The organism is Ruminococcus sp. (assembly GCF_016283395.1).
In genome coordinates this window covers 56,341-73,559 of sequence record NZ_JAEEMU010000047.1, presented here as the reverse complement: position 1 = coordinate 73,559, position 17,219 = coordinate 56,341, and the positions used below count along the sequence as shown (strand labels likewise).

Here is a 17,219-nt window from a genome sequence, read left to right as displayed (position 1 = left end):
GGCTCTCAGAGCAAAAAATGCAATAACTTTAGGTAATATTGCTATTCTGAAAAAATACTGTCAAAATGTGCCTTATGTCTATTGACACATTGACAAAAAACAGATATAATAGTATTAGAGGGACGTTTGGTTTTTGCCGATCGTTCTGTTTTAGCGGTATGCGAACCGCTTATTTATGATAAACTTTAGGAGGTAATATACAATGTCACTGACAAAAAATCCCAATGTATTAAAGTGGGTTGACGAGATGGTTGCTCTCTGCCAGCCTGATAAGGTAGTTTGGATCGACGGCTCACAGGAGCAGATCGATGCTCTCATCGAAGAGGTTACTTCACTTCCTGATGACAGCTGGGACAAAATGTACAAGCTCAATCCTGAGAAGTACCCAAATTGTCTCTACCACAGAACACGCGCTAACGACGTTGCTCGTGTAGAGGACAGAACATTCATCTGCTCAAAGGAAAAGAAGGGTGCAGGTCCTACAAATAACTGGATGGCTCCTGATGAGATGAAGGCTCTTCTTACACCTATGTACAACGGAGTAATGAAGGGCAGAACAATGTATGTTATCCCTTATTCAATGGGACCTATCGGTTCACCGCTTGCTAAGGTAGGTGTTGAGGTTACTGATTCTATCTATGTTGTTCTCAACATGAACATCATGACAAGAATGGGTAAGCAGGCATTTGAGAACCTTGGCGATACTTCTGACGATTTCGTAAGAGGTCTCCACTCAAAGGCTGACGTTGATCCTGAGAAGAGATATATCGTTCAGTTCCCAGAAGAGAACACAATCTGGTCTATCAATTCTGCATACGGCGGAAACGTTCTCCTCGGCAAGAAGTGCTTCGCACTCCGTATCGCTTCATTCCAGGGTAAGAACGAGGCTTGGATGGCTGAGCATATGCTTATCCTCGGCGTTAAGAAGCCTAACGGCGATGTTAAGTACATCACAGCTGCATTCCCGTCAGCTTGCGGTAAGACAAACCTGGCTATGCTTATCCCGCCAGAGGGATACAAGAAGGACGGCTATGAAGTATTCACAGTCGGCGACGATATCGCTTGGATGAAGCCAGGCAAGGACGGCAGACTCTACGCTATCAACCCTGAGAACGGCTTCTTCGGTGTTGCTCCTGGTACAAACGCTAAGTCTAACTACAATGCTCTTGCTTGTACAAAGAACGGTGCTATCTTCACAAACGTTGCTCTCGATAACAGCGACAACACAGTTTGGTGGGAGAAGCTCAACGAGAATCCGCCTAAGGATGCAACTGAGTGGACAGGTATCAAGTGCGACGGTGAAGCTTGGGTAGCTGAGGGCAAGAAACTTGCTCATCCAAACTCAAGATTTACAGCTCCTGCTAAGAACTGCCCATGCATCTCACCTGAGTTCAACAATCCTGAGGGCGTTCCGATCTCTGCTATCATCTTCGGCGGCAGAAGAGCTACAACTGCTCCTCTCGTATATCAGTCATTCGACTGGACACACGGTACATACCTCGGATCAGCTGTATCTTCCGAGACAACAGCTGCTGCTACAGGTGCTGTAGGCGTACTCCGTCACGATCCTATGGCTATGAAGCCATTCATCGGCTACAATGTTGGTGACTACTGGGCACACTGGCTCGAAATGGGCGCAAGACTCGGCAGCAAGGCTCCTAAGATCTTCAACGTAAACTGGTTCAGAACTGACGAAGAGGGCAACTTCCTCTGGCCTGGTTTCGGCGACAACATGAGAGTTCTCGACTGGATCATCAAGAGAGTTGAGGGCGAAGTTGACGCTGTTGAAACTCCTATCGGATTCCTTCCAAAGGCTGAGGATATCAACCTCAAGGGCATCGAGGACGAAGTTCCTGCATCTGCTCTCCAGAAGCTCCTCACAGTAGATAAGGAAGAGTGGAAGAAGGAGATCGCTGAGATGAGAAGATACTATGACGAGGACATCAAGGCTAAGGGCGCCAATATCCCACAGGCACTTTACGATGAGCTCGACATGATCGAGGCTAACCTCAATAAGTAATTTCTGATATAAGCAACTTGTAAATATAAAGGCTGTCGCTTTGCGGCAGCCTTTTGTTTTACAAAAACGAGGGATATGGAGGGGGAATCATGTTCATTTTATACTTGTGCATAACCGTTGTTATGGTGCTTTTTATGGTGTATATGATACGCTGGTATATGCGGGAAAAAGATATATCGTCTCTTACATCTGAGGCGGACGGGGAGATAGTTAAGGTCACGAAGCAGAATTATAAAGAGCCTGACAGTGGAGAGAAAAAGATTGTTTATACTCTGAAAGTTGCTTATTTTGTTGACGACAGGCAATATAAAACTTCAATGTGCACATATGAAGATGGAGTAAGCTTTCAGGAAGGACAGTCTGTGACAGTTCTGTATGATGAAAACAGACCGCGACATTCTTATGTTAAAGGCGATAAGCAGCCGCAGCTTAGGTGGCGGAATTATATGATCGGCTCGATAATACTCTTTGTGGTATGGGTAATAGTTTTTATAATGACCATGCCGTTAACACTTGGATTTACGAGAACGCAGAAAGAACGATTCAATTTTGTCATGCACATATTTTTCTTTTTGTTTTCTATAGCAGGACTTATCATTTATCCTCGAACAAAGGAATATAAAAAGAAGCGTGAGAATGGTATATCAGCAAGGAAAGAACTGGGAGCAGTGATATTAATTATATGCAAAACGGGGTTTGACCTGATATGGGATTTGATTGAAATGCTGTTATATCGGTAGTGGCGTAAAAAGCTCCCTTTACGGGAGCTTTTTCATGTGTTCGATAATATCACTCGGCTGACTAACGTGTTCAAAAAGGTCGCCCGGCTGACATTGGAGCACCTCGCATATAGCGTTCATGGTCTCGAAGCGAATACCCTTCATCTTGCCTGTTTTCAGGTTGGAGAGATTGACGTTGGTCATCCCCACCCTTTCGGCAAGCTCGTTCAGCGACATTTTTCGGTCAGCCATCATTTTGTCAAGTCTGATTATTATAGCCATTCCGCACCTCTTAGGCAATAAGGTCGTTGTCTTTCTGGAGACTCATACCGTAGACGAAAAGTTCTGATAAAATACCGATGATGATACCTAAGAATATTACAAGCATATTCATCGAACTGAAAGTGAAGGATATGGCTTCGTTACCGTTCTTGCTTGTCATCTCAGTGATCCTCGGCATAATGCCTCCGACTATAAGGATAAGCGACATTGCGCGGAGCTTTGTAATTATCTTCTTTGAGAAAGGTTTGCCTGTTCTTTTTATCTCAAGCAATATAAGGCTGAGAAGTCCAAGTTCGGCAAAGATGATGAAGCAGTACACAGCGTTGCTTATGCACTCGGGCGAACCGCCGCGGAAGTACTCAATGATGTGATATACTGAGAATGCCAGTTCGACAAAGCATAGCCCACATGAAATAAATGTGTCGGCAAAAGTGCGTTTTTTAAGGTCTTTTGATATTGAATCATTCATTATAACATCTCCTTTTTAAAGTAAGAGTTTAAGTTTTTAAAGTTTTTGATAGCTATATTATAACACTGAAATTAAAGCGTGTCAATAATAATTTAAAGTCTTGCTTTAAATTTATAGAGATGCATAATCAAGATCATAAAAACAGTCGCTCTTATGAACACAATAAATAAAAGCTCCCGTTACGGGAGCTTTTGTGTTTATAACTTACTGTAAGCCGTTCTTCTTGTCGATACCATTCATGCTGAGACCAGCTGAAACAGTGCTGCTGAGCTTGCTCTTTACAGTCTTGATGCTCTGGAGATTTCTTGAGTAGTAATTCTCGGTATCGTTGAGCATTTTTGCAACTGATGTAGCAGCGTTCTGCTGGAGGTTCTTTGCAGCTGTCTGTGCCTTTGTGAGCATATCCAGTGCCTTTTTCTTAGCCTCTGTAACGATAGCCTCGCGTGAAACTATCTGAGCAGCACGCTCCTCAGCCTTGCGTATGATAGACTCGGCATTGAGCTTAGCCTCATTGAGAATACGCTGGCAGTCGAATTCGATCTTCTTAGCCTCTTTGAGTTCGTGAGGCATATTAAGGCGAACATCATTTATAAGCTCGCGCATACGCTCGCCGTCGATCACTTTCTTATGTGATACGAATGGGACAGAGGACGCCTTGTCAAGAAGTTCGTCCATTTCTTCTAAAATCTCATCAATGCTCATAATGATTACCTCTCCTTAATAAGTCTTTGTTTTATATCTTCAAGTATATCCTCGGGAACAAAGTGGCTGATATCTCCGCCGAAATAAGCGATCTGTTTTACCAGGCTTGAGCTGAGATACATATTCTCGGTAGCTGTGGTCAGGAAAACTGTTTCAGCTCCTGCGTAAAGCTTTTTATTGGCAAGTGCCATCTGGAATTCGTATTCAAAGTCGCTGACAGCGCGGAGTCCTTTTACAATAGCGACAGCACCTACATTTCTTACGTAATCCGCTAGAAGTCCGTCAAGTATATCTATTACTACGTTATCAAGGTCGCGTGTGACCTGTTCTATCATCAGCATACGCTCGGTAGCTGTGAAGCTTGGCTGTGCCTTGCCTGCATTTCGGGATATGAGGACTATTACCTTATCAAAAAGCTTGGAAGCTCTTGTTATGATATCAAGATGACCAAGTGTAACAGGGTCGAAGCTTCCGGGACAAACGGCTATTCTTCTCATTCTTCAGCCACCTCCTCGGACGGTTTGCAGAAAATAGAGACATTGATCTTGCCGTAGCGGTAGGTCTTTCTGAGAACCAATCCCTCGGGAGCCGCAGGCTCATCAGCTTCACATTCATACTCACATATTATAAGACCTCCGTCGCGGAGCTTTTTAGCCGCAAAGGGGAGTATATTTGCTATGTGGCTGTGTCTGTATGGCGGATCGAGGATTATTACATCAAAGGTCTGAGCGGTAAGCTTTATATAATCGTAGCTGTCGCGGTTGATGACCTCTGACTGCCGTTCAAAGCCTGTATTGCGCAGATTTTCATTTACGCATCTGATAGAGCGGAGTGAGCTGTCGATAAATACAGCGTGGTTAGCTCCGCGGCTGAGTGCTTCGATACCCATCTGACCGCTTCCTGCGAAGAGATCGAGTACACGCGCACCTTCCAGCTCAAACTGAACGGCGGAAAAAATACCTTCCTTGACCTTGTCGGCAGTAGGTCTTACGTCAAGACCTTCGGGCGCAACAAGTTTACGGCCTCTTGCAATGCCTGTGATAACTCTCATGTTTTAGTGCTCCGAAGCCGCAGCGGTAAAACTGCGGTTTCCGCATTTACGGCATACGGATACCGAATTATATATACATCTTATTATATATTATTTTTTTCATCTTGTCTATATTATTTTTTCAAAATAGGCGATTTTGACTAAAAAACGTTGCTTTCATTTGTTTATCATATACACATTTGAGTGGTTAGTGATTAGTGAATAGAGCTTAGTTATAAGGGGATTGCGGGCGGTAAGGAAGCGTGGGCGGATAATACCGCTCTACTATGCACTATGCACTATGCACTAAATACTAACCGCTAAAAAATTTGTTTCACAAATTTTTGGCAGGGGTATTGACAAGTGTGTATATAAATGATATAATGTGTATAACGTATATATACAATATTGAGGTGGACTATGGATATTATTATCAGCAATTCATCGGGTGAGCCCATATATCAGCAGATCTCCGACCAGATAAAGGGACTTATCCTTAACGGTACACTGAAAGCAGGGGACGCTCTGCCTTCTATGCGTACACTTGCACAGCAGCTCCGCATAAGCGTTATCACTACAAAACGTGCTTATGAGGATTTGGAACGTGACGGCTTCATAGAGTCGTACACAGGTAAGGGCAGCTTCGTCAAGGGACAGAATACAGAGCTTCTGCGCGAGGAGTATCTCCGCCAGACAGAAGCCCTGCTCACACAGGTCTGCGATAAGGCAAGACAGTGTGATATCGGTCTTGACGAACTGAAAGAAATGCTCGAACTAATTTACGGAGGGGCAGAAAATGAATGATTATGAAAATGCTATTGAGATCAAGGGGCTTACAAAGAGATATGACGGATTTACTCTCGACAATGTGAGCTTCACTGTGCCTAAGGGCAGTATCATGGGATTTATCGGACAGAACGGCGCAGGCAAGACTACTACTATAAATGCGCTGCTCAATATAGTTAAAAAGGACGAGGGTGAGATACGACTTCTCGGTTGTGACAGCGTAAATGAAGAATATGAGGCTAAAAAGCAGATAGCTGCGGTGTTTGACGAGCTGCCCTTCGATGACAGAATGAACGCATTAGTTCTGGACAAGGTGCTCCGCGAGATATTCGAGGAGTGGAGCACAGATACGTTTTTCGGCTATCTTGACCGTTTTGCGCTGCCAAGAAAGAAGAAGTTCGGCAAGTTCTCAAAAGGTATGAAAATGAAGCTTCAAATAGCTTCCGCACTTTCTCACAATGCAAAGCTTCTCATCATGGACGAGGCTACCACAGGTCTTGACCCTGTTGTAAGAAACGAGATACTCGACATATTCCTTGAATACCTGCAGAACGAGGAACACTCTATACTCATGTCCTCACATATCACTTCCGACCTTGACAAAATAGCCGACAGTGTTACCTTTATCGACAAGGGTAAATTGCTCATAAGCGGCTATAAGGACGATATCCTCGAAAGTCACGGCATACTCAAATGCACTAAGGCTGACTATAAGGACATCGCTCCAGAGGATATCGTAAGTGCGAGGGTGTCCGATTTCGGTGCAGAGGTAATGGTTTCCGACAAGGCTACCTGCAGCCGTAAATACTCTGGCGCGGTCATAGATCCTGCTACTCTTGAAGATATCATGCTTTACTATGTCAACCGCGGCAAAAAGGAGTGGAGATAAATGAAAGGTCTTATTTACCGTGATTTTTACCTCATGAGAAAAGCACTTGTTCTTACTATAGCTGTTTTTCTGGGATTTTTGTTTGCGTTAGCTCTTGTATTTATAAGCACCTATGCAGGCAATCTTGCAAAAGACGAAGAAAATGCGCAGATGCTTGAGACATTTTATCCGCAGGCTTACTTGTATACGGGATTAATGGCTTTTCTGGGATTATCAGCCGCACAGAACGATGTAGTATACAAGGATTATCAGTCTCGCTGGCAGCTTTATTCCTATACGCTGCCCATAGATGAAAAGAAAGTGGCAGCTTCAAAACTCATAGTTCGTATACTGCTGCTTGTTATGGGTTTTGTGCTTGCATTTTTTGGAGAAGTGGTACTCGGTGTTGCTGCCAAAAAGGGAGTGAGCATGGAGCACATCAAAAATCTTGCTGCTATGGCTGCCATAGTATCTGTTTCGTTTCTCACTCTGCCGCTGGCACTGAGGAGCATGACCGTTGGCAAGTCGGTAATGTCGGTTATGACAGTTTTGTTTATTCCTATGGCAGCAGCCATATACGGCGGCGTGAAGTTCATAATATACTGCATAAAAGAGGCTCAGACGCGATATCCCGATCTTCAAGATGAAGAGGCTCTAATGCAGATCATTAAGCCGTATGGAGTGAAGATCATGGATATAGCGAAGATATCCGCACCGTTTCTAATTGTCGGCAGCCTTGTGCTGTGCTATTTCTGGACAGTTAAGGAACTAAAAAGGAGGCGTTACTGATGACGGGACTTCTTTATAAGGAATTCAGGCTCAACGCCCGAAAGCTTATTTTCAGCATTATAGGTACTATGGTATATCCTGTTGTGATAATCATTGTTACCAAGTTGTCGGAGATCGAAGCAGAGAAAACGTTCAATGATGCTCAGCAGGAGCAGATGCTGATGAATATTATGGGATTGCTGTGGCTTACGAGCTGTTTCATGGCATTCATGTTTTTTGCCGCATTTCAGAACACTCTTATCATCGAAGATGAGCGGAAAAAGTGGGCTTATTATATCACCTCTACACCTACGGGCGTAAATGGTTTTATCGGCGTAAAGTACCTTATGGTAATGATTACGGGAATGTTTGTAGTTACGATAATGACTATAATGCAGGCTATCCAGAATGACATGGATAGCCTGACCATAGATGCCACAGCCGTTACTATAATGGGATTTTTCATGCAGCTGCTTTTCCGAGCCATAGAGTATCCGCTGGTATTCCGTTTTGGTACAAAGGTGGGGAATATGGTCAAGTCGTGTATCGTTGTACTTTTATGTATAGTGCTGTTTGTATATTTTCTGTTCGGTGATACTTCCATGTTTGCGAATTTGGAGACATTCTGGGACAGATTTTTCAATTTTGTCCATGATCCCGAACAAATGAAAAAGGTATATCTCTGGATAGGCATAATAGCTGTGGTTGTAATGCCGCTGTACTACCTGTCCTACAGACTTTCCGTGAAGTGGTATCTGAAAGGAGTTGAGAATTATGCAAAATAAGAAGAAAACTCTGCTCCGTATCGCTTTATATTTAGTTCTTGCATATCTGCCTGTATACATTCTCGGCTTTGTCTTTTCGGACAAAAAGGGCGGACTTACAAGTGCAGTGGCAGGCATTACGCTTATGCTTTTTCCTGCCGTAGCTGTGGTCATCACAAGAATTGTAACAAAAGAGGGCTTCCGTGACGCATTTCTCGGCTTCGGCAAAAGAAAAAGCGGAAAGTATTACGGAGCAGCTGTGATATATCCCGTAGTTCTTCCGTTTATCAGTGCTTTGATACTTCATCTGTTCATAGTGAAGAACGGCAGCATATGGGACAGCGGATTTTTCGCCGACAGCACAATGACCGCAGCAAATCTGCTGATAGCATTTGCATCAGGTGTTGCAATGGCTTTACACGGTCTCGGCGAGGAGCTGGGCTGGAGAGCCTATCTTACGCCAAAGCTTGAGGAGCTCATGCCCACATCTGCGGCTGTGGTAGTCACGGGTATCATATGGGCACTTTGGCACGGACCGCTCCTTGCTTACGGCTACGACTTCGGCAGGGATTACGATTTCTTCCCTTACGGCGGATTTATGGCAATGACAGTGATGTGCATATTCATATCGGCTTTCTACACATGGCTGACCAAGCGTACGAACTCCGTATATCCTGCGGCACTTTCCCACATGATACTTGATATGTTTCTGACTTCCGTATTCAGTATGTTTACCGTAAATGCTGATGATAAAAAGTTCGAGTACAGGACAAATGAGTTCTGGATGCTGATAATATCGGTATTTCCGATGATAATCATATGCGGTATCATCTGCATGGTGCTGATATGCAGAAAGAAAAAAGCGTGATATAAAATCAATAATAATATAGAAGTATAGCCCCGATGCACTTGAGTTGCTTTGGGGCTAATTTTCGTTTAAAATACGGTTCGCAAAATAACTTGCTGAGCGTATGAACGGGATTCCAAAGGGACTGTGTTCCTTTGGCAGAGTGACTCCCCATAAAATGGGGAGATGTCGCAACGCGACAGAGGGGACGTACCGGTTAGGTCAGAGACAGCGTCTCTGGTCGCTGTTCCAAGTTTTTAGAGAACAGCGAAATAATACGAAGGCGCCTCGCAAAGGGTGAATTCAAAAACAGTCCAGTGGACTGTTTTTGAAGAGGGTGACTCCCTGCTGTGCAGGGAGATGTCCGTAGGACAGAGGGTGCCGGACCCGATTAGGGTCGCCTTGCAAGAGAAGGCGTTCCTTACAATCTCTCCCAAAAACTTTTATATAAGCATATATCGTATGTCCTAAACTGCTTTCGGGCTTTTTTATGCAAATAAATGTCACGTTTTTGCGCTGCTGTTCGTTTGTATATGGTGGAGGAGGTGATACATTTTGCACGAAAATGTCAGCATTCTGCAAAAAATTGCATGAAATGACTTGCAATTGCTTTCATAAACTGCTATTATATATAAGCATTGTATTTTTGAAAGGATAGTTGAAATGGAGAAATTCATAAAGTGGTGTGTTTCCATATTGCCGAAGCCGCTCCAGAATATATATTATAAATATGAAGAGAAATGGCTTTATCTTGTTTTCGGAGGACTTACAACAGTCGTATCCATAGTTACAAAGCTGCTGCTTTTCAAGTTCGTTCCCGGTGAACCAAAGTGGGAGAGCACGGCAGGCGTTGTATTCTCGTGGATATGTGCGGTGACTTTTGCGTTCTTCACCAACAAGAAGTATGTTTTCAAGAACGAGACAAAAACATCAAAGGAATTCTGGAAGGTATTCGCTTCGTTTTATGGTGCGAGACTTGCCACACTGGGAATGGAAGAGGTCATATTCCTTGTATGCTGTGACTGGCTCGGCATGAGCAAGACACTTATCACATTCCTCAGTCAGATACTGATATTTATTGCAAACTATATACTCAGCAAGGTCTTTGTTTTCAAGAACAAGGACAATACTGCTTCGGAGAGTGCGCATGAGTGATACATTAAAAATAGGCAATGTCGAGATAGCGCGCACAGCTGCACTTGCACCTATGGCAGGCGTAGCCGACCGTGCGTACAGGCTTATGTGCAAGAAATACGGAGCAGCTTATGTGGTCAGCGAAATGGTGTCCGCAAAGGGCATATGCTACAGCGACCGCAAAACAGCAGAGCTGTGTACCGTTACGGACGAGGAGCGTCCTATGGCGATACAGCTCTTCGGCAGCGAGCCTGAGTTCATGGCTGAGGCTGTAAAGATAGTCCTTGATTATAACCCCGATATCATAGATATCAATATGGGCTGTCCTGTCCCTAAGGTAGTCGGCACAGGTGCAGGTTCTGCACTTATGAAGGATATAAAGCTGGCTGCGGCAGTTACAGAGGCTGCCGTAAAAGCGGCAGGAGATACTCCCGTAACGGTAAAGATACGCAGCGGCTGGAGCAATGACAGCATAAATGCTACCTATCTGGCGTGGGCACTGGAAGCAGTGGGAGCTGCGGCGATAACCGTTCACGGACGTACAAGAGATATGTATTACAGCGGAAGCTCTGACAACAGCGTTATCAAGGCTGTCAAAAGCGCAGTGAGCATACCCGTTATAGGCAACGGAGATGTAACTGACTTTAAAACGTGCAGGGAGATGTATGAGCAGACGGGCTGCGACCTCGTTATGATAGGACGGGGAAGCTATGGCAATCCGTTTTTGTTTCGAGAGATAGAAGCGGGAATGAAAGGGACAGCTTACACTCCTCCCACACTTGAAGAAAAAATGCAGGTAATGCTCGAACATATACGTCTGATACTGGAACTCAGCGAAAAATGTGAAGAGCTTGCAATGCACGAAGCACGCAAACACGCGGCATGGTATATGAACGGATATTATGGATCTGCAAAATTCCGCGGACGCTGTTATCAGCTTTCATCTTATGCGGAAGCCGAAGCATTGGCGGAAGAGTTTATTGAATTGCAGAGATCACGTGAAATTAACATAATGTAATTTTTTGTATACGTAGTGGACAAAAAACGATTTTATTGACGAATCTTACAAATTTTTACAAAAAACTTTGTATGAATGAACAAATATCGGTCAAAAATAAAGTAGTGCCTTAGGATTTGCCGAAAATACGTTGTTCCAAGCTGCAATTTAATCTTTTTGTCAATAAAACCCCTGGTAAATTCATTTAAGTTTGATACAATTTGTAATTGCCAAATGAAAAATAATGTGATATAATAAGTGAGAAAACAGTATTTGTCTTTATGACATTTGCTGTTTTATAAAGGAGAACCTTATGAAATTAAGAAAAGGACGTGCTGTTGGTGCAGCTGCTTTCCTTGCGGCTATCATAGTCGGCGGAGTAAGCTGCGGTGTTGTCGGAAAGTCAAATCCCGAGGCAACAACTTCTGCGGCGGTAACAACTACTGATGTACCTGCAGAGACAACAGAAGAGCCTACTACCGAAGTACCTGATAAGGTCGTTCATGTCATAGCGGCAGGCGATAATCTCATACATCATTCTGTTAATGTGAATGCGCAAAATCTCGCAGGCGGCAACGGATACGATTTCAAGCCCATGTATTCCGAAGTAAAATATCTTATCGAGGGTGCTGATCTGGCTATACTTAATCAGGAAACTGTTATATCGGAAAGCAATGAGGTGCGAGGCGCAGAGGGCGGAGTGCTTTTGTTCAACTCGCCGCCTGAGGTCGCAGATGCTGTGATAGATCTGGGCTTCGACGTTATTACTATGGCAAACAACCACCTGCTCGATATGGGCACTGACGGACTTGAAGAGTCTATAAACTTCTGGAATAAGAAGGCTAAGGAAAACAACCTTACAGTTCTCGGTGCTTATTTAAATGAGGAGGACGCAAATAATATCAGAGTCCGCGAGGTAAACGGCGTAAAGATCGCTTTTCTTGCGTATGCGCACCATATCAACGGCTTTGATGATCTGCTTAATGATGTTCCGCTCAGAGTTGTCAAGAACGAAGAGGAGGACGTTATCGAACGCCAGATAAAGGAAGCAAAACAAAAGGCAGATGTTGTCATTGTTTCTGCTCACTGGGGCGAAGATGATACCACCGTCGTTACTGAGGACAGAATAGAGCTTGCAAACAAAATGGTAGACTGGGGTGCTGATGTGATACTCGGCTGCCACACACATACCGCAGAAACTATGGAATGGATAGAGCGCGACGACGGTACACGAGGATTTGTTTATTACTCAATGGGTAATTTCATCTGTGCTCAGACCGACAACTTCAATGTTGTAGGCGAGCTTCCCGATTTTGATATCGTTGTTGACGGTGAGACCAATGAAGTCTCGCTTGAAAACGTCGGCTGTATACCGACTATAGTCCACTACGAGGACGGATTTTCAAATATGAAAGTCTATCCCTACAGCAAGTATTCGGAAGAGCTTGCAGAGCGTCACGGACTTCCGTATGCGATACCTCAGGGTACTTATACAGAGTTCGGCTGGGACGTTATAAACCGCATAATCGAGGAGCAAATTCCTGCTGAATTCCGCAAACTCGATAAATAATTTGATAAATTCATTTCTTGTTCAAAAAACAGCTTTAACGGTGGTTTTTTGAGAAAAATATCATTGTGCAAACCGTGCAAAAATCAGATTTGCTGTTTAGGTAAAACACCAAAAACAGTATGAACCTATTTACTTTTTTTTAGACCTGATATATAATGAAATCATGAATAAATATAGTTATGGGATTAGAATCTCATCACGGCAGTGTGATGCGTCTTACGACAAAACCGCTGCTTGCAGAGCAATGATCTCAGTCAGGGGCTGACAGCTGAGGAAATCTTCGGCGAGCGTGTACATACGTCTCAGTGAAAAAAGAAAATTCCTCGTCTGTGCGAGTTCGTGTGACTGGCAGCGGCTCAGAGCCGACCGCTTTGCACTCAGGTCTCATTCGTATATCGGTGAAACGGTTTTGCAGAGAGGCGGAACGATGTATCCGCTGCATTCAAGACAAGATATAATTAAAGGGGCACCCCGTTCCTTTGTTATATAACATTTTCGAAGAAGGAGGAAAAAATAATGAAGACAAAAAAGGTAGTCGTCGGAGCTATCGCTGCTACGATGCTTTCACTTTCAGTCTGCTCACTTGCACCTGTTGCAGCTGCCGGCGAAACAGTGCAGATATCCGTTGGCAAAACAAGCGCAGAGGTGGGTAGCAAATTCTCAGTGGACGTATCTTTAGCTGATATCCCATCGTCCGGCATTCAGGCACTCGATTTTGCTATTACTTATGATAGCAGCGCTCTCACAATTGATTCCGTAGAAGCAGGAGCTCTTATTAATAAGGGCGTAGATAAGGCTGATCTCTCAGCTTCACTTTCACCATGCTTTGAAAGTTCAATCAATAAGACAGAGGGTTATGTGAGCCTGATCTGGTCAACTGCTACTGATGATGCTTCTTATTGGCTCAAGGGTAACGGTGTATATTGTACTATCAACGGTACTGTTGCAAGCGGTGCTAAGAATGGTACATATGACCTCAAGATCACCCCAATTGAACGTGAGACATTCTACGGTTCAAAGAAGTCCAATGCTACTATCGGCTGCGGATATGAGTCAAACGGCAAGCCCGTAAAGCTTGACGTCAAGACATCAGATGGTTCTGTTACAGTTGGTAAGATTGAAACAACTACAACAACCATTGTAACACAGGGCCCAACCGCTACAAAGCGCGGAGACGCAAACTGTGACGGTGAAGTTGATATGTCGGATATCGTTCTCATTATGCAGAGCCTTGCTAATCCAAATAAGTATGGCGTAAATGGTAGTGATGAACACCACATCACAGCAGTAGGCGAAGCTAATGCTGACGTAGATTCAAGCTCTAAGGGCGTTACTAACGGTGACGCTGCTAAGATTCAGAAGTGGCTCCTCAAGAGCATCTCTGAACTTTGATCCGAGATTATCTGATTTGTCCCCCTTACAAAGGAATAAAAACCCAATTTATGTTTTATTAATAGGCTTAAAAACCTAGAGAAAGGAATTATTACAAATGAAAAAGTTACTTTCTGCAATCACAGCTGCAGCTATGGTTGCATCAATGGTATCTGTGGTTACTCCAGTAGCTGTAAGTGCCGCAGACACTACTAAGGGATTTTCTATTAAAACATATGATCCTCAGAATCCTTCTGCTGCTTCAGGAAAGAATACAATCACAATCGATAAGAAAGATATCGGTGCTGATGGTTATGTAATTCCTACAGCTGTTTACTATTCAGAAGGTACTGTTAATACAACAGATTCACTCCTTGTTTCTCTCACAACAGATTCTAAGGACATCTCTTTCAAGTACTATGATCCAGGCCTTGATTCTTATTTCGATGAAGCTAAGACATACACACTTGGCGGCGTTGAATTCAAGACAGACCGTTACATCTCATGGGCTGGCTTCTGCAAGAGCGCAAGATCAGGTTACAAGCCTGCTGGTGAGTACGTATTCGGTCTTGACTCATCACAGTCAGCAGCTAAGACAGACAATTACTTCCTCGGCTGCTCATGGATGAACAAGGGCGTTGATTATGCATGGGCTGGTGAAACATCAGATGCTTACCCATTCTATGTATTTGAGACAAAGCTTTCATCTAACATCAAGGCTGGTACTTACAAGGTTACATACTGTGACTATAACACAGATGCTTCAGGCGTAAACGACAACCCATGCCCAATGGTTGAAGGCGACGGTTCAAGATATACTCTCAGGGCTCAGAACGGCGACAAGCAGCTCAAGACTGAAGAGTTCACAATCGTTGTTAAAGATGATACTACAACTGAACCAACTACAACAACAACACAGGCTCCTGTAGTTACACAGGCTCCTGTAACACAGTCAACTACTGTAGTTACACAGGCTCCTGTTTCAAACGGCGACGTTAACTTCAAGTTCGTTGACGATAAGGGCAACAGCACTGTAAAGGTTGAGTCAGGTAAGTCTGCATCAATTCCTGTAGATGTAAACATCGAAGCTGGTACAAATCCAATCTCAGCTCTCGACGTTCAGTTCAAGGTTTCAAGCGGCATCAAGATCTCTGAGATCCTTGACAGCGCTAACGCATTCTCAGGCAAGACAGTTTCTACAAACCTTGCTGAGCTCCGTGCTAACTACGCTACACTTAAGGGTGATACACCTCTTACAGCTGATAACGGTAAGTCAGCATTCATGCTCACAGTAGACGTTCCTGCTGGTACACCTGATGGTACATACACAGTTGACTTTGCACAGTGCAAGATCTTCAAGGACAATACAAAGTTCAACTACACAACAGGCGTAACACCTCTTACAATCGTTGTTGGTGATCCAACACCTGTTGTAACACCTGTTGTAACAACTCCTACAACAACAGCTGCTCCTACAGTAACAACAGTTGCTAATCCAAACGCACCTGTTAAGTTTGCTTTTGTTGATACAGACGGAAAGAGCTCAATCAATCTCAAGAAGGGCGAATCCAAGTCAATCGAACTCGATGTAAACATCGAAGCTGGCACAAATCCAATCTCAGCTCTCGACGTTCAGTTCAAGCTTTCAGATGGCCTTAAGGTTTCTGAGATCCTTGACAGCGCAAACGCATTCTCAGGCAAGACAGTTTCTACAAACCTTGCTGAGCTCCGCGCTAACTACGCTACACTTAAGGGTGACACACCTCTTACAGCTGATAACGGTAAGTCAGCATTCATGCTCACAGTTGATGTTCCTGCAACATTAGCTGAGGGTACATACACAGTTGATTTTGCTCAGTGCAAGATCTTCAAGGACAATACAAAGTTCAATTATGAGACAGGCGTAACACCTTACACAATCACAATTGGTGATCCAACACCTGTTGTAACACCTGTTGTAACAACACCTGAAGTAACAACTTCTGCTACAACAACAAAGACTACATCAGTAGTTACTCAGCCTACAGTTGGCGACGTAAACTTCAAGTTCGTTGACGATAAGGGCAGCAGCACAGTTAACGTTAAGGACGTAAGCAAGGATGTTGAGATCCCTGTTGACGTAAACATCGAAGCTGGCACAAATCCGATCTCAGCTCTCGACGTTCAGTTCAAGGTTTCAAGCGGCATCAAGATCTCTGAGATCCTTGACAGCGCAAACGCATTCTCAGGCAAGACAGTTTCTACAAACCTTGCTGAGCTCCGCGCTAACTACGCTACACTTAAGGGCGACACACCTCTTACAGCAGACAACGGCAAGTCAGCATTCATGCTCACAGTAGTTGTTCCTGCTGGTACACCAAATGGTACATACACAGTTGACTTTGCACAGTGCAAGATCTTCAAGGACAATACAAAGTTCAACTACACAACAGGCGTAACTCCTCTTACAATCACTGTTGGTGAGGGTACAACAACAACAACTAAGGAAACTGTTACAACAACATCAACTTCTAAGACAACAACTGTTACAGAGACAACTCCTGGTACAACAACAACAGTTGTTACACCTTCTACAGGCAAGCTCGACGTAACTATGTGGGGCGATACAAACTGTGACGGTACAGTTAACGTAGCTGATATAGTTGTTCTTAACAGACTCCTTAACGATCCTTCATACATCGTTAAGAACCCAACAACAAAGGCTAACGTAACAGCTCAGGGTAAGGTTAACGCAGACGTAGTTGCTCCACAGAGCAAGGACGGCAAGGGCATCGATCCTTCAACAGTTAAGCTTACAGCTGCTGATTCAGAAGCTATAGCAATGTACATCCTCGAAAAGGGTTCAATTCCTACAGACTGATCCCTTAAACCCACTAAGTTAATAGAGCGATA

17 protein-coding genes are annotated in these 17,219 nt (G+C 43.9%); 12 read left to right on the top strand and 5 right to left on the bottom strand.

Features of this window, described 5'->3' with window-relative positions; all coding sequences use genetic code 11:
• Positions 1–202: 202 nt before the first annotated feature.
• A complete protein-coding gene (locus QZZ41_RS11980; protein WP_295072388.1) occupies positions 203–2,020 on the top strand; it encodes a phosphoenolpyruvate carboxykinase (GTP) in 1,818 nt (605 codons plus the stop codon).
• 89 nt (positions 2,021–2,109) lie between these two features.
• Positions 2,110–2,760, top strand: coding sequence for a DUF3592 domain-containing protein (locus QZZ41_RS11975; protein ID WP_295072385.1), 651 nt, complete (start codon positions 2,110–2,112; stop codon positions 2,758–2,760).
• Between the two features lie 18 nt (positions 2,761–2,778).
• On the opposite strand, the gene QZZ41_RS11970 is transcribed toward QZZ41_RS11975, so the two are convergent.
• The 5 genes from QZZ41_RS11970 to rsmD form a co-directional block, all read right to left on the bottom strand.
• Positions 2,779–3,021 carry a helix-turn-helix transcriptional regulator gene (locus tag QZZ41_RS11970; protein WP_295072382.1) on the bottom strand — a complete coding sequence of 81 codons (243 nt, stop codon included), beginning with the start codon at positions 3,019–3,021 and terminating at the stop codon, positions 2,779–2,781.
• Positions 3,022–3,031: 10 nt separating this feature from the next.
• On the bottom strand, positions 3,032–3,490 hold the full coding sequence (locus tag QZZ41_RS11965; protein WP_295072379.1) for a DUF2975 domain-containing protein: 459 nt from the start codon (positions 3,488–3,490) through the stop codon (positions 3,032–3,034).
• Positions 3,491–3,694: 204 nt separating this feature from the next.
• Positions 3,695–4,192, bottom strand: coding sequence for a vacuolar-type H+-ATPase subunit H (locus QZZ41_RS11960; protein ID WP_074714486.1), 498 nt, complete (start codon positions 4,190–4,192; stop codon positions 3,695–3,697).
• A 5-nt stretch (positions 4,193–4,197) separates the two neighbouring features.
• Positions 4,198–4,689 carry a pantetheine-phosphate adenylyltransferase gene (coaD, locus tag QZZ41_RS11955; protein WP_028518567.1) on the bottom strand — a complete coding sequence of 164 codons (492 nt, stop codon included), beginning with the start codon at positions 4,687–4,689 and terminating at the stop codon, positions 4,198–4,200.
• Entirely contained in the window at positions 4,686–5,243 is a 558-nt protein-coding gene (rsmD, locus tag QZZ41_RS11950) for a 16S rRNA (guanine(966)-N(2))-methyltransferase RsmD (RefSeq protein WP_295072374.1), read from the bottom strand. The genes coaD and rsmD overlap by 4 nt, the downstream gene beginning before the upstream one ends.
• A gap of 399 nt (positions 5,244–5,642) precedes the next feature.
• On the opposite strand from rsmD, the gene QZZ41_RS11945 reads away from it, so the two are divergent.
• From QZZ41_RS11945 to QZZ41_RS11900, 10 genes are all read left to right on the top strand, one after another.
• Positions 5,643–6,026, top strand: coding sequence for a GntR family transcriptional regulator (locus QZZ41_RS11945; protein WP_074714488.1), 384 nt, complete (start codon positions 5,643–5,645; stop codon positions 6,024–6,026).
• The gene (locus QZZ41_RS11940; protein ID WP_295072369.1) at positions 6,019–6,897 is read left to right on the top strand and encodes an ABC transporter ATP-binding protein; all 879 of its coding nucleotides are present in this window, start codon (positions 6,019–6,021) and stop codon (positions 6,895–6,897) included. The genes QZZ41_RS11945 and QZZ41_RS11940 overlap by 8 nt, the downstream gene beginning before the upstream one ends.
• Positions 6,898–7,665: an ABC-2 transporter permease gene (locus QZZ41_RS11935; RefSeq protein ID WP_295072366.1), complete on the top strand. Its 768-nt coding sequence runs from the start codon at positions 6,898–6,900 to the stop codon at positions 7,663–7,665.
• Positions 7,665–8,429: an ABC-2 transporter permease gene (locus QZZ41_RS11930; RefSeq protein ID WP_295072363.1), complete on the top strand. Its 765-nt coding sequence runs from the start codon at positions 7,665–7,667 to the stop codon at positions 8,427–8,429. Before QZZ41_RS11935 ends, QZZ41_RS11930 begins: the two co-directional genes overlap by 1 nt.
• Positions 8,419–9,276, top strand: coding sequence for a CPBP family intramembrane glutamic endopeptidase (locus QZZ41_RS11925; protein ID WP_295072360.1), 858 nt, complete (start codon positions 8,419–8,421; stop codon positions 9,274–9,276). Before QZZ41_RS11930 ends, QZZ41_RS11925 begins: the two co-directional genes overlap by 11 nt.
• Before the next feature lie 642 nt (positions 9,277–9,918).
• Entirely contained in the window at positions 9,919–10,410 is a 492-nt protein-coding gene (locus tag QZZ41_RS11920) for a GtrA family protein (protein WP_074714493.1), read from the top strand.
• A complete protein-coding gene (dusB, locus tag QZZ41_RS11915; RefSeq protein ID WP_295072353.1) occupies positions 10,403–11,407 on the top strand; it encodes a tRNA dihydrouridine synthase DusB in 1,005 nt (334 codons plus the stop codon). The genes QZZ41_RS11920 and dusB overlap by 8 nt, the downstream gene beginning before the upstream one ends.
• A gap of 292 nt (positions 11,408–11,699) precedes the next feature.
• A complete protein-coding gene (locus QZZ41_RS11910; protein ID WP_295072350.1) occupies positions 11,700–12,956 on the top strand; it encodes a CapA family protein in 1,257 nt (418 codons plus the stop codon).
• A gap of 516 nt (positions 12,957–13,472) precedes the next feature.
• A complete protein-coding gene (locus QZZ41_RS11905; protein WP_295072347.1) occupies positions 13,473–14,348 on the top strand; it encodes a cohesin domain-containing protein in 876 nt (291 codons plus the stop codon).
• Between the two features lie 97 nt (positions 14,349–14,445).
• Positions 14,446–17,187: a hypothetical protein gene (locus QZZ41_RS11900; RefSeq protein WP_295072344.1), complete on the top strand. Its 2,742-nt coding sequence runs from the start codon at positions 14,446–14,448 to the stop codon at positions 17,185–17,187.
• Positions 17,188–17,219 lie beyond the last annotated feature (32 nt).